This is a genomic window from Pseudomonas sp. R1-1, from assembly GCF_051132135.1.
Lineage (GTDB): Bacteria > Pseudomonadota > Gammaproteobacteria > Pseudomonadales > Pseudomonadaceae > Aquipseudomonas.
In genome coordinates, this window is sequence record NZ_CP071663.1 from 2,848,744 (window position 1) to 2,862,070 (window position 13,327).

The window sequence follows — 13,327 nt, forward strand, 5'->3', positions numbered from 1 at the left end:
GCGCTGGCCTTGGCAGCGAAGCGGAAAGCGGAAAGCGTGGGCTTGGGCGGATGCGGCGTCTTTTGCCGAGTCAGCCTCGGCGGAGGTCCAAAAGCATATCTATCCCGGGTGTTTGAAGCAGGCTGAAGGATTCGTAATTTTGTAGTCTTGGCGCGCGATGGTATGTTTGACCTTTGACGAACCTTTATAAGGATATTGCCCGTGTTACGTCAGTTTGTGCTTGCCCTTCCTGCCTTGATGCTCTTGGTCGGCTGTGATGCTGAATCGGGTCCGCTGCCGGCTAGCAAAAACTTGTCGCCTGAAAAGGTGGCCTCCATCGCAGCGACAGTCAAGGCAATATACCCTGATCTTTCTGCCGAGCTTCGTGACAAGGTTCTCAATACCGTAGTTCAGTCGATTGACAACATGGTCTTTGTCGAAGGTGGCCAGTTTGATATGGGCGACTTTGGCTGGATTTGTGAATACGATGAAAAAGATGTTTGTACTTGGCCTTGTGGGCAGGAGCCGGAGCAGCTTTGTAATATCAGTCGTGACGGTAATGATGATTTTGTACATCCGGTTAAATTGAGTTCGTATTACATTTCTAAGTATCAAACTAATATTGGCGAGTTTGATTTGTTTTTTACTTCCCAAGGCAGAGTGATCTTCGATTCCAAGTATCGCGAAAGAGCGGATTTAAAGAGTATGTACGCTCCCAAGCTGCCAGCACCGACAAAGCACTGGCAGGAGGCGAAAGATTTTTGTAAGTGGTTGGGCGATTTGAGTGGCTATCCGGTAGATCTTCCGACTGAAGCCCAATGGGAGTTCTCCGCACGTAATCGCGGATTACATATACTTTTTCCAACGAGCAACGGAAGCCTGAATTTCGGTACGAACTTCCCCGTTGAAGGTGAAGGGGGAACGTTTGCGGTTGACCGTTTTCCACCAAACCCCTTGGGTATCTTTAATTTGTCTGGCAATGCGACCGACTGGGTAAATGATTGGTACGATAGAGATTATTATAGAAAATCTCCCATTGATGATCCGCAAGGGCCTGAATCCGGAACACAGAAAGTGAGACGGGGCTCCAATTATCCGGAGGCGCCTTTGTCAGCGGCACCGATTGTTAGACGCTGGCCTGATAATCCAGACCAAGATGCCTACTATCCCGGAACTGGATTCCGTTGTGCGGTCCAAACCGGAAAACCGCTTAGATAATGATAAATAAAAAGGCGCTCTTGGCGCCTTTTTTCAAGCCAGACCGTTGAAGTGATTGCTAAGCCTGGCTGCTATCAGAGTTCGCTCCTTGCGCCAAGCTATACCAGGCATCCATGCAATTTTTTCGTATGCTGGTGCCGTTGAATCAATATTGACCGCTAACGTTCCGATGAAACGGTTAAATTGTTGTTGCTCTGTGCCGTCAAGTAAAGAGTTCAACCTGTTCAGGCTGTCTATGGCATTAACTTTGCTGCCGTCTTTAGAGCAGTGTTCCAGCACTTCAGTGAAATGTTTCCAGCTGCGTAAATGCGAAAGTAGAAGCACTATTGCTCTTTCTTGATCCTCTGCCCATGACTCTATAAAGCTTTCAGTTAGCAAGTGAAGCATGGGGCCGATTGTCTCGGGTGGCAGCATCTGCAACGGTATGGTTTTCCTATTGATGCTAATCGATTGATTTCTCAGTAAATATTTGGCGAGGCGTTGGGCTTCTTGTTTTGTGGCTTCGCGCCTTTTCCACCATAACGACATCTTGCTGAAACCACCTTCAAACGCCTCGGTGACAGATTGTCCTGGGTTAGTTGCGATTTTAAATAGGCCCGCCGCCATGTATTGAAAGGCTTCTTTAGTTACTGCTAGCTGGTAATGAAAATCGGCCTTTGATAGTGCATTGCAAAATACATAAATGAGATCGCCAATTTTCTCCAGGTCCACCGAGGTACCAAACCCACCCCCTGCGCCAGGACCAAATACCAAGCTGGCTTTACAATTGATCGCTAAACGATCCGCGCTGATCTCAATCCCAAAATCAAAACTAGCCCCAATACCCAGCGCCGCGTTTCCTTCGGCCTTGATCTCGACCAGGCTCGACCAGTCCGTACTACCACTATCGTTAGCCTGTCCAGCGACGATCTTGCCGACCCCTTGCTTGGTCGAATCAAGCCATTTCAATGTTCCGGTGACCGTGCCTCCGCCTTGTACGCCGGCGAAGGCGTTGCCTTTCAACCCCAGGCTGCCGCCGCGTTTTTTGTCGACCGCCATGTCGGGCGGGCTTAGCAATGCTGTTGCGCCAGAGGCTTCGACTTCCTTGGGTTTGTATTGGGCTTTGACGCCGGCCTGACCTTGGGCGGTGGCGCCAGCGAAACACGACAACTCGACTTTGCCGTCGAGACGGAAGATGCCGATGTCACTGACGACTTCCTTGCCTTCGGCGTTGCGGTACGGCATACGCACCACGTAACCGCCCTGGTCGGGGAAGTAGCTCTTCAATGCAATCGAGCCTTCGGCCAGCGAGATTGCGGCACTGGCTTTGACGCCGACTTCGACGTTGCCCTTGCCCGGTTCCCAACTGTTGATCCCGGCGCTGGCCGTAGCGGCGAATCGGAAAGCGTGGGCTTCGGCCGATACCGCGTACCTGGCCGAGTCAGCCTCGTTGGAGGTCCAAGAGCATTCCTTATGCAGAGCGTTGAGCAGATTGTCGTCCTTGCTCGTCCATGAGGTGAACTTAGCCTCAAGACTTCCCAGCGGGCTGGTTTTACGTCCATCGCTGACGGCGGTGCGGATGTCCTTGATCAAATCCTTGGCGAGATTTTTATCAAGCGGTTTACCACGCATCACCGTGGTTGGCACTTTGACTCGCCAGGTGAGTTCTTCTCGCGTGCGAACCGGAATGTAGTGGCGTCGGGTCGGGTCGCTGAAGGAAATGTACTCAACAACGGTAATGCCGGTTTTGACCTGCTTGCCTTTCTGCGTCTCGGTGCCTTTGCCTTTGCCGTGCTTGAGATCCGGTGCCGCACCGTTGGCACTCGTAGAGCTGTCGCCGGCTTCGGCTTTGCCCTGCGCGGCGATTCGCGAGCGCAGCGATTGGATCTCGGCGTTCAGTTCTGCGACTTTTTTCGCGCGAAGGCTTTCCCAGTTGGTTTCCAGGTAGTTGCCTTCGAAAGCCGGCTGCGGCGTGTAACGCTGGTACCAGTCGCGGGCCTTTTGTACGGTGGCCAATTGGCCCTGCAAGTCTTCCTTTCGCTCGATGACAGCTTTCGGTTTTTCTACAACCGGAGGCGAGCGCTGCAGCAGGCCGGCTTCTTCAGCCTTGGCGTTCCAGGCATCCTTGACGCAGCGGGTGCAGGTGCAACTGGCTTGCGGATTCCTGGTTTTGGCGCATAGCTTGGCTTCGGTCGCCTTGGCGAGATTCTGGTGCAGCTCGTCCATGAGTTTTTTGACGAGGTCGGATTGCTTCTGTAGCTCTTTCGATTCTTTTTCCGTCAGCACGTAAAAGTGCTCGTCGCCTGTGATGTGGATGACATCGACCAATTCATCCTTGCATTCAACTGCGCCTTTGACGGCTGTGGTGCTCTTGTTCTCGGCGTGTTTCGGCGGCGGCAAAACCTTGGCTGCCGGCAGTTGCAACGTCCATCCAGCCTTGATGTGATTGGGGTCGGTGATAATCGGATTCAGCGCTCGCAGATCTGCCACGGAGCATTTATTGGCGGCGGCAATGCTGCCAAGAGTGTCGCCGCTCTTAACGGTGTAGGTGGTGCTCATTGCTCATCGTCCTTGTGATTCACAGGCTTTCCAGTTGAGTCAGCTTGTCGCCCAGCGCTACGTCATCACGCGCGAGCAGGTCGGCGGCCGGCGCGTGTTTCCAGAAACGGTCGCCACGCTGGATAGACACGCGAAGCCAGCGCTCCTGATCGGCCATTTGCTCGTAGCCCTTGTCTTTTGCAGCTATTAGCTGGCGGTGAACGAACTCGACGCTGTCATCCGTGGGCAGAACCTCGCGGTAATCTTCCGCGAAGCGAGTCGCGATGACTCTCAGCCGGCCCTGTTCGATCAATGCCTGACGTTCTTCGCCCAGGTAAAGCCATGTTGGTGGCTGGTTAGAGGTTGGCGGGCTATGAAAAGGTTTTGCGTAGACGCGCCAGCCAATCTCGTTGCGCCATGCGAGCGCGCTGAACGGGCCCATAAACTGCACCTTTTCTGATTCGTCCAGCGAAAGCAGCAACGGTTCGAGCCAGCGAGGGTCGAAGAAACGCATCATCTGTTGCGGTTCTTCATCGGTGCGCACGGTTAGCAGGCTCCGCCAGTGTTCCACGCCCTGATCCAGCAACGCAGGGTCGCTTAACCAGGCGACGCAACCCGCATCAGACTGCTCCAGCAAAGCGCTGGCGTAGGGTGCAACCGTTTGCTTTTGCGGATACAGAACGACGTATGGACCTGCTGATTGCAAGTCTGCGTAGGGCGTGTTGGTGAATAGCGGAAGGCAGCTGGGTCGGAACTGTTCGTCACTCTGGAACAAGTGACTGAGCAGATCCGCATCAAAGCTTCGATCAAGGATCAGGCATATTGCGCCTGTCGTCGCGGATTGTTTGAAAGGCGATTCAATAGATTTAATCATGCCGACGCACCGGGTTGGTGGATCGGGCAATGACCGCTCGCATCCAGATGACATGACGGAGTGGGCAGCAAGACGCCCGCCTTGGACTGAGCCTTGAACGAACCGAGAGAAGGTTTCACTACCTGGCCAGCCTTGTCGGCATCCGCCTGTTTCAGCACGCCGGGCATCAACGGCGCGGCGCCCGTACCAACGCCGGGGCTGCCGCCGGAGTTCATGTTGATCACCGGGCCGCTCATGGTTACGCCGCCGGCGTCGATCTTGATGAAGCTGCCGCCGCCGACCAGGGTCAGTTCTGCGCCGGCTTCCATGACCACTTTCATGCCGCTGCTCAGGTGGATTTCCTGGCCTGCATCGATGAACTGGCCGGTGCCGATCTTGATGTGCTGGTTGACGCCGACGGTGAGGTGGTCGTTGGCGCGGGTTTCGACTTTGCGGTCGGCGTAGACGGTGTGGTGTTCTTCGGCCTTGAATTCGCTGTAGCTGTTTTGCTCGACGGTGTCGTGGCGTTCGTTGCCGACGCGGATTTTCTGGTCGTGCTCGATGTTTTCGTCCCAGTCACGCTGGGCGTGCAGGTAGATCTGCTCCTGACCTTTCTTGTCTTCGATGCGCAGTTCGTTGTAGCCGCCACCGCCCATCGAGCTGAGGGTCTTGAAGGTGCTGCGGGTCTTGTTCGCCGGCAGGGTGTACGGGACGGTGTTTTCCTTGTGGTACAGGCAGCCGCTGATCAGCGGTTGATCGGGGTCGCCTTCAAGGAAGGTGACCAGCACTTCCATGCCGATGCGCGGGATGGCGATGCCGCCGTACTGGGCGCCGGCCCAGGCGCTGGAGACGCGCAGCCAGCAACTGGTCTTGTCGTCAGCCTGGCCTTCGCGGTCCCAGTGGAACTGGACTTTGACGCGGCCGTATTCGTCGCAGTGGATTTCTTCGCCTTTCGGGCCGGTGACCACGGCGCTCTGGCTGCCGAGGATGCGCGGTTTCGGGTGGCGCAGCGGTGGGCGATTGGGTACGTCCCACGGCGTGGCCTGGAAACGGTTGCGGTAGCCTTGGTGGAAATCGTCTTTCAGCGCGGTGGTGTCGCTGGTCACCGACTCTTCGAGCACCTGCGGCTGTTTGCCTTCGTGCAGGACTTCGGTGAGCAGCCACAGATCATTCCACTTAGGCTTAGGGTGTTCGGCCAGGGCGAGGAAGTGACCGCTGACGAGCAATGGCTGATCGCTCTTGCCTTCGGCGAGCTGGAAGTCGCTGCGATGGCGTTCGAGGGCGCGTTTGGCCAGGTGTTTGCCGCGTTCACGATCGATGAAACGGCCCGGGTAATCGTAGTCTTCGAGGTCGGGCAGGGCGTCGCCACGGTTTTCGCTTTCCAGGGTCAGGCGCGGTTTTTCGAAGTCGTAATCGCGGCGCGTGGTGCGGCTGGTGCGGGTTTCCAGTCGCAGGTCGAAGCGCTTGATCACCGGATCGCTGGCGACCATGCCGGAATCTTGCTGGTAGGCCACCGGCTTGAGTTTCGGGAACACCGTCTGGTCATCGCCGAACACCAGTTTGTGCGCCGTGGCGCTGTGCTGGAAGTGGTAGTGAATGCCCTCTTCTTCGCACAGGCGCTGAATGAAATGAAGGTCCGATTCGTCGTACTGCACGCAGTAGATGCGTTCGGGATAGATCGAGCCGGTCTTGAATTCGTAGGCATTGCTTTGGATGCCGTGCTCTTCGAGGACCATGCCGATGATTTTCGGCACGCTGAGGTTCTGGAAGATGCGCTGGTTGATGCGGTGCGCGAGGTAGGACAGTTGCGGGCGCAAAGTCACCGAGTAACGGGTCAGGCGCTTGCCCGAATCGCCTTGCGCGGCGCGGTAGATCTGGCCATGAATGCCGCTGCCGTCAGGCGACAGCTGCAAAAAGGCCGGTTTGTGCAGCAGGGTTTCGAGGTCCAGCGCCGGCTGCTCACTGACCAGCTCCACCTCGAAGACAAAAGGCTGGCTGATGGCTTCCCGACCGGTGAGGGTAAACACCTGGAAATCAGCGGAAAGACCTTCGATGGTCAGGGCAAAGTGGGTTTCATTGGCCGGCGCGAACATCCCTTGTTCCTCGTGCTGTACAGCGGCGCTCGTCGACGCCCGCAAAAGCGGGTCAACGTACGCGAAATTCTGGAGGGGCGTAAACAACATCGACCAGCAGAGCTGGCCGATGCTTATAACGATCAGCCGTAATTAAACGACTGGAGCACGCCAGTCATCGGAACCCGAAGTACCGGATACTTCGTGGGTCCAGGTGATTTTGCGGTAGGTGAACTGCACTTCTTCCAGGTGGGTGAAGTGCGCGTTGCCTGGATCCTGGCAGTTGTGCATTTTGTTGTTGATGGCGACGATGATCGCGTCTTCCAGTTTGGTGGTGTAGTAGTGCTCTTGGGTGCCTTGCGCCGAAGTGCGGTACCACTGGATAACGATTTCGCTCATGCGCTCGCCGGAAGTCAGTGCTGCTTGCAGCAGTGGCGAAGCCTTGTCGTAGACCTTGGTGATCACAACTGGCTTGTGAACGCGCTGACCGGTTGGCTGACCGGATTGCGGGTCACGCGGGATGATCACGTCGTGGGTGAAAGCCTGAACCATGACCTGGTCTTCGTGGCCTTCCTGGTAGGTGTTGCCTACGGAGTCAGCGGTGAATGCGCCTGCAGTGATCAGGCCTTGTTTTTCGCCGGTAACCGACATGTACGCTGGTGTTGCCATGGGGTGCTCTCCTTGCGGATAAATTTAAGGTGCCCGGGAGGCGAAATCGCCCGGTGGGTGCCTGACTGTTATCAAGGAGCGTGCCAGGTTTTCTGAAGTGCCCGGGCGGCGGGAGCGGAGCGGTGGTTGGGGATCTCTCGGGGCGGTTTTCAGCGTGGAAATCAGAAGAAAGTGCGCAAGAAGTTGCGCAGTACTGCGCAACTTCTTGCGCACTTGGCTGCAGGCCTTGCATGGCGTGCTCTGCAGAGGATTTCCCCGCTGAAATATTACGACCAACTGCGCAACTTCTTGCGCAGTTGGGTGTAGGCCATGTTAAGCAATTTATGAATCAAATGGACTTCATCTTGGGAGTGGTATCTCACCGCATTGGCGTTTATGTGCTGGGCTCGCTGAGTGGCGGTCATTTCAAAGGAGAAAGTGGTTTTGCCCGGGTTGGGCAGTCGCCGTTGGAGGCTTGATACTGTTCTCTCTTAGCGGCTTTCATAGCCTGGCTCATCTATACCCGTTGCCCCTGAACTGATGTCTGCCATGGGTCGAATGCGCTTATTGATGGACGTCTGGCTTTGGTCGCAAGCTGCCTGTTGAAGGCAGACGCTATGTGTCGAAGGTGAACCAGCGATATCAGAGCGGGAGGAAGGGGGCGGAAATGGTCGAAATGATTCAGAGAAAGATAACTCCAAATCACGAGTCCAAGAAACAACAAAGCCCTGAATAATCAGGGCTTTGTCGGTACAGAATATGGCGGAGGCGATGGGATTCGAACTCATGGACCTGTTACAGTCGACGGTTTTCAAGACCGTTGCCTTAAACCACTCGGCCACACCTCCGTTGCGTTGCGGGCGCCATAATACCTGAATGAAACACACTGTCAAACTCTCTGCATGGCTTGTTACAGAGCGTCTGTTATGATCTTTGCGACTGAACGTTTCAAACCAACAGGAGTGTCGCCATGCGCGAACAGGATTACGCAGTTAATAACAGCGTGCAGGCTGAGCAGCTAGAGGTTAGCCGCGTCCTGCGCAACACTTACGGCCTACTGGCGCTCACCCTCGCATTCAGCGGCGTGATGGCTTTTGTCGCGCAGCAGATGCGAGTCGGCTACCCGAATATCTTCGTGGTGCTGATCGGCTTCTACGGGCTGTTCTTCCTCACCAACAAACTCCGTGACTCCGCGTGGGGCCTGGTGTCGGCCTTCGCGTTGACCGGTTTCATGGGTTTCCTGCTCGGCCCGATCCTCAACCGTTACCTGGGCATGCAGGGCGGCGCTGAAGTGGTCAGCTCGGCGTTCGCGATGACCGCACTGGTGTTCGGTGGTCTGTCGGCCTACGTGCTGATCACCCGCAAGGACATGAGCTTCCTGGGTGGTTTCATCACTGCCGGTTTCTTCGTGTTGCTGGGTGCCACGCTGGCGAGCTTCTTCTTCCAGATCAGCGGCCTGCAACTGGCGATCAGCGCAGGTTTCGTGCTGTTCTCGTCGGTGTGCATCCTGTTCCAGACCAGCGCCATCATCCACGGCGGCGAGCGCAACTACATCATGGCGACCATCAGCCTGTATGTATCGATCTACAACCTGTTCGTCAGCCTGCTGCAACTGTTCGGCATCATGAGCCGCGACGACTGATAGCAATGATGTAATAACGAAAAACCCGCTTCGGCGGGTTTTTTGTTGTCTGCGGGAAAGTGCCGGCTCAGTTGATGACGATGCTGCCATCCACTTGCTGGCGATAGATCGTGTAAGGCAGCAGCAGGGTATCCAGCGCGCCGGAGACCACGGCGTCCACCAGTACCACCGGAATGGCCGCGTTACGGTGCTCATCAGGGTCAATGCCCGCGGCCAACGGAGCGTTCAGCGTGCAGAAGTCATAGGCGAGGCCGCTATAGATTCTCGGCACTGCGCCGCAATAACTTTTTTGTTCCTTTAGCCCATCCACAGCGGCTTGATCGTTACGTGCCACCGTCTGAATCGTGCCGCAACCGCCGAGCAGTATGGCTGCGAGCAGCATTGCCTGAATTTTCATAGCGCCAGTCCTTAGCCGCGAAAAAACACAATCTACCCCGAACAACGGCAGAAAGCATCTAGGCCATCGGCGGCAAGCGGCGCTTGACCGGGGTCTTCTTGACGATCGCCGTGTTGGTTTCCGCCAGGGTATTGAGCCGATCGAGGAGGGTGTCCAGCTGTTCCATCGAACGCACATGCAAGCGCGCAATAAAGCAGTCTTCGCCGGTGACCTTGTCGCACTCGGTGAACTCAGGGATCGACAGAATTTGCCGCTCCACCTCCTGCAACTGCCCCGGCAACGGCCGCACCCGGACGATCGCCTGCAACTGATAGCCAAAATGCTTCGGGTCGATCTCGACGGTGTAGCTCTTGAGCACGCCGCGTTCTTCGAGGCGGCGCAAGCGCTCGGCGACGCTGGGCGAGGACAATCCGCTGATCTGCGCCAACGCCTTGAGCGAGCGGCGCGAGTCTTCCATCAAGGCAGTGATAAGGACCTGATCGATATCGTCAGTCATGGGCCAACTCCGCTATTAGGCCATTTCAACGAATGACCCTCGATAAAAAAGGCAGATCCCCAGTTTAGCCTGTCTTTTGCGCTGGAGCGGCGCCCGGCGCGCTTGGCATACTTTTGCCATGCTTTCGCCAACCCTTCGGGAGAATGAACATGGACACAACCTTGCGTCGCGGCTCGCTGGAAATGACCGCCGCCATGCTGATATCAGGCACCATCGGCTGGTTTGTATTGGTTTCCGGGCAACCGGTGCTCGACGTGGTGTTCTGGCGTTGCGTGTTCGGCGCCGGCACGTTGCTGTTGATCTGCGCAGCGTTCGGTTTCCTGCGCCCGGGTATTCTGACCCGCGGCACTTTCTTGCTCGCGGTGCTCAGCGGCGTGGCGATTGTCGGCAACTGGGTGCTGTTGTTTGCCTCTTACTCTCGTGCGTCGATCGCCATCGGCACAGCGGTGTACAACGTGCAGCCGTTCATGCTGGTCGGCTTGGCGGCGTTGTTTCTCGGCGAAAAGATCACCGTGCAAAAGCTGTTCTGGCTGGCGATTTCGTTCATGGGCATGCTGGCCATCGTCAGTGCCCACGGCACGCAAGGCGAGAGTGGCAACGACTATCTGCAGGGCATCGCGTTGGCCTTGGGCGCGGCGTTGCTGTATGCGATTGCCGCACTGATCATCAAGCGCCTGACCGGCACGCCGCCGCATCTGATTGCGCTGATTCAGGTGTGCACCGGGGTTCTGCTGCTGGCGCCGTTCGCGCATTTCAGCGCGTTGCCGCAAGCGCCCAGTGCCTGGGCAAGTCTGGTGACCTTGGGCATCGTCCATACCGGTTTGATGTATGTGCTGCTGTACGGCGCGATTCAGAAATTGCCGACCGCATTGACCGGCGCTTTGTCCTTTATCTACCCGATCGCGGCGATCCTGATTGATTGGTTCGCCTTCGGCCATCGCCTGGAAATCCTGCAATGGCTCGGCGTGGCCGCGATTCTGCTGGCCGCCGCCGGCATGCAGCAAGGCTGGGGGTTCAAAGCGCGGCGACTGGCCGCGCAGTAAACTCAGATGTTCCAGCGCGGGGCGGATTTCGCCAGGCGCTGGCGCATCTCGCCGATGTTGGCCGCCAGTTGCCGGGTCAACAAGCGATAACCGTCCAGTGCGCTGTAGACCGGCGCCTCGAGGTTGGCCTCCGGCAACTCCAGCGGCCTGTCGAGTCGACTCGTCGCGCCGCTTTTCAAGGCGCGGGCCATGCCGATCAGTTGCACGCGAATCTGCCGATGCTCGGCCTTCAGCGCTGATTGCAAATGCGCCATGGCCTCTGGGTCGTTGGCATCCGGTCGGGTGTTGCCAAGGATTTCCAACGTACTGATGCACATGCGCAGGTTGCGCTGGATCGCATCGAGTTCGGTCATGGAAATCTTCACTTCCTTGGACACCGACGGCATCAGCGAGCGCAACTGCACCATCACCGCGCCGAGGCGGCTCATCAACCGCAAATGTTCGTCGGCACTGACTGGCTGGCCGCTGATGATGCGTCCGTACACCGTGGCGCAGTCGCGCAGCGCATCGGCGAGGTTGTAGCGCCACGAATACACTGCGTACAGCGGCAGGGCGAACGAGAAGGCCAGGGCGAGGGCGATGCCGATGAGAATATCGACGCCGCGCCACAAACCATCGGTGATCGGGTTGTCGCCATGCCCGGCGACGATGAATACGGTAATCGCCGAGAGGAGGGCGGTGTAACCACCCTTGCCGATGGCGTGATAGGAGAAAAATCCGCAGACCACCGCCATCGCAAAATAGGTCAGCCATGGCATCCCCAGCCACGCATGCTGCGCCACCAGCGCCAGCCCGACCGCGGCGCCGATCAGCGTGCCGGTGGCGCGCTCGGCGGCTTTTTTGCCGATGTTGCCGTGGTGCTGCAGGCCGCCGATCACCACCAGCATGGTCACCGAGGCCCATTCGCCGTGGGGCAGGTTGATCCCGGTGGTCAGCAGAATCGTCGCCAGCAATCCAAGGGCCACGCGCACAGCGTGGATCAGGCGGGCGTGGCGGTAACGGCGATATGGGTCCAGCAAGGGGCGCAAGACCCGGCGCAGCATGGGTGGAAGTCGATGGGTGCTGTAAGTACTCAGTGCAAGCCTCTCGTCATCTCGGTTCAGATCAGTGGAACGGGAAAATGTAATTCATCCATGCTGCCATACGCAGGAGGATTTTGCGCATCGCACCGATATGATGGAAGTGCTGACTGTACAACGCGGCCTGCCCATAAGCGCCGCCGGGCATCATTTTGCTGTACTGGGCGAAGGCCGGATCGGTGATTTCAATGATCACCGGCACCCGTCCGGCCGGCGGTGAACCGGTGTAGCCGATCAGCGTGCCGGACGGTTGCACCTGACCTTCGGCAATCACGCCGATGACATTTTTCACCCGCCCGGCGAAGACCTTGCCGGGAATACCATCGAACGCCACTTCCGCTTCGTCTCCGACGGTCAGGCGCAGCAGGCTGTTCTGGCGCATCCACGCGGCAAAATACTGGCCTTCCTCGGGAATGAACACCATCGACGGGCGCAACGGCAACTTGCTTGCCATCATGCCTGGGCGTAACGAAACGTGGGTGACAAAGCCTTTGCTCGGCGCGCGAACGGTGGTGTTGTCCAGTTCGAATTGCGCGTTATCCAGTTGCGCCTGCAGATCGTCGGTGCGGGCAATGGCGGCGTCCAGTTCACGCTGGGTACCGAAGCTGCGGCGGATCAGTTCGGTGATGCGATAGCGATCCCCCTTGGCCGCAACCAATTGCGCCTTCAGCGATTTCACCCGGTTTGCAAAAGGCGTGGGGTCGATGCGAAACAGCACATCGCCCTTTTCCAGCGTCTCGTTACCCTTCACCGGCACGTCGATCACCTGGCCGCTGACGACCGGGATCACCGGCACGGACACGAAGTAAGTTCGTGCCACCTCCGAGTAGGGATGGTTGTAGTTCATGGTGAAAATCAGCGCGCCGATCAGCAGAATGCCGCCGAGCACGGCCGTGGGCACCGTCCATTTGTTCAGCGGGATGCGGAAGATCTTGAACAGGGCGACGCAGAACGCGGCATACGTGAGGATCAGCAGCAGGTCCATGAGGCTCAGCCCTCCCGGTTGTGCGGGGTGGGCGTGGCAGTGGGCGTCAGCGCTTCAAGTCGCTCAAGGCGCCCTTGCAACTCGACCACTTGTTGTTCCAGACGCGTGACATGGTTTTGTACCGACTTGCCGTCACCAAAACCCCAGCCGCGATCTTCACGATAGGCCATCGCCCAGATCCACAAAAAGGGCCAGAGCGCATGCAACGTGAACAGACTGACCCAGCCAGTGGCGTGGATCGCATCCTGATGCGGGTGATTCCGGTGCACGGCGATTTCATAGGGAATGTCGTGCAGGACGATGATCCCGTAGAACAGCACAAGCCCAACAAACACCAACACGCCTAACGCGAAGTAATCGAGCATGATCCAGTTCCCGGCATCCAGCACAGTGCTGGC

Annotated in this window: 12 protein-coding genes and 1 tRNA gene; 3 read left to right on the forward strand and 10 right to left on the reverse strand. The window is 57.4% G+C overall.

Annotation, left to right across the window (positions count from 1 at the left end; translation table 11 throughout):
- Positions 1–201 precede the first annotated feature (201 nt).
- On the forward strand, positions 202–1,197 hold the full coding sequence (locus J3P75_RS12920) for a formylglycine-generating enzyme family protein (RefSeq protein ID WP_434710928.1): 996 nt from the start codon (positions 202–204) through the stop codon (positions 1,195–1,197).
- A 33-nt stretch (positions 1,198–1,230) separates the two neighbouring features.
- Here J3P75_RS12920 and J3P75_RS12925 read toward each other — a convergent pair whose 3' ends face one another.
- The 5 genes from J3P75_RS12925 to J3P75_RS12945 all read right to left on the reverse strand — a co-directional run bounded on the left by J3P75_RS12925 (position 1,231) and on the right by J3P75_RS12945 (position 8,135).
- Complete coding sequence (locus J3P75_RS12925) at positions 1,231–3,735, reverse strand: LysM peptidoglycan-binding domain-containing protein (RefSeq protein ID WP_434710929.1); 2,505 nt, start codon at positions 3,733–3,735, stop codon at positions 1,231–1,233.
- A gap of 19 nt (positions 3,736–3,754) precedes the next feature.
- The gene (locus tag J3P75_RS12930) at positions 3,755–4,588 is read right to left on the reverse strand and encodes a DUF4123 domain-containing protein (protein WP_434710931.1); all 834 of its coding nucleotides are present in this window, start codon (positions 4,586–4,588) and stop codon (positions 3,755–3,757) included.
- Entirely contained in the window at positions 4,585–6,660 is a 2,076-nt protein-coding gene (tssI, locus tag J3P75_RS12935; protein ID WP_434710933.1) for a type VI secretion system tip protein TssI/VgrG, read from the reverse strand. The genes J3P75_RS12930 and tssI overlap by 4 nt, the downstream gene beginning before the upstream one ends.
- A 132-nt stretch (positions 6,661–6,792) precedes the next feature.
- A complete protein-coding gene (locus J3P75_RS12940) occupies positions 6,793–7,308 on the reverse strand; it encodes an Hcp family type VI secretion system effector (RefSeq protein ID WP_007949952.1) in 516 nt (171 codons plus the stop codon).
- Between the two features lie 739 nt (positions 7,309–8,047).
- Positions 8,048–8,135, reverse strand: a tRNA-Ser gene (locus tag J3P75_RS12945).
- 122 nt (positions 8,136–8,257) lie between these two features.
- Between J3P75_RS12945 and J3P75_RS12950 the strand changes: the two genes are divergently transcribed.
- A complete protein-coding gene (locus tag J3P75_RS12950) occupies positions 8,258–8,929 on the forward strand; it encodes a Bax inhibitor-1/YccA family protein (protein ID WP_008006561.1) in 672 nt (223 codons plus the stop codon).
- 67 nt (positions 8,930–8,996) lie between these two features.
- On the opposite strand, the gene J3P75_RS12955 is transcribed toward J3P75_RS12950, so the two are convergent.
- Positions 8,997–9,326: a YceK/YidQ family lipoprotein gene (locus J3P75_RS12955; RefSeq protein ID WP_434597940.1), complete on the reverse strand. Its 330-nt coding sequence runs from the start codon at positions 9,324–9,326 to the stop codon at positions 8,997–8,999.
- Between the two features lie 58 nt (positions 9,327–9,384).
- Positions 9,385–9,822: an Lrp/AsnC family transcriptional regulator gene (locus J3P75_RS12960; protein WP_434710935.1), complete on the reverse strand. Its 438-nt coding sequence runs from the start codon at positions 9,820–9,822 to the stop codon at positions 9,385–9,387.
- A 149-nt stretch (positions 9,823–9,971) separates the two neighbouring features.
- On the opposite strand from J3P75_RS12960, the gene J3P75_RS12965 reads away from it, so the two are divergent.
- A complete protein-coding gene (locus tag J3P75_RS12965) occupies positions 9,972–10,865 on the forward strand; it encodes a DMT family transporter (protein ID WP_434710937.1) in 894 nt (297 codons plus the stop codon).
- A gap of 2 nt (positions 10,866–10,867) precedes the next feature.
- On the opposite strand, the gene J3P75_RS12970 is transcribed toward J3P75_RS12965, so the two are convergent.
- From J3P75_RS12970 to J3P75_RS12980, 3 genes are all read right to left on the reverse strand, one after another.
- Positions 10,868–11,908, reverse strand: a complete 1,041-nt coding sequence (locus J3P75_RS12970; RefSeq protein WP_434598358.1) for an FUSC family protein — start codon at positions 11,906–11,908, stop codon at positions 10,868–10,870.
- Positions 11,909–11,969: 61 nt separating this feature from the next.
- Entirely contained in the window at positions 11,970–12,929 is a 960-nt protein-coding gene (locus J3P75_RS12975; RefSeq protein ID WP_434710939.1) for an HlyD family secretion protein, read from the reverse strand.
- 5 nt (positions 12,930–12,934) lie between these two features.
- Entirely contained in the window at positions 12,935–13,294 is a 360-nt protein-coding gene (locus tag J3P75_RS12980) for a DUF3302 domain-containing protein (protein WP_434710941.1), read from the reverse strand.
- Positions 13,295–13,327: the final 33 nt, after the last annotated feature.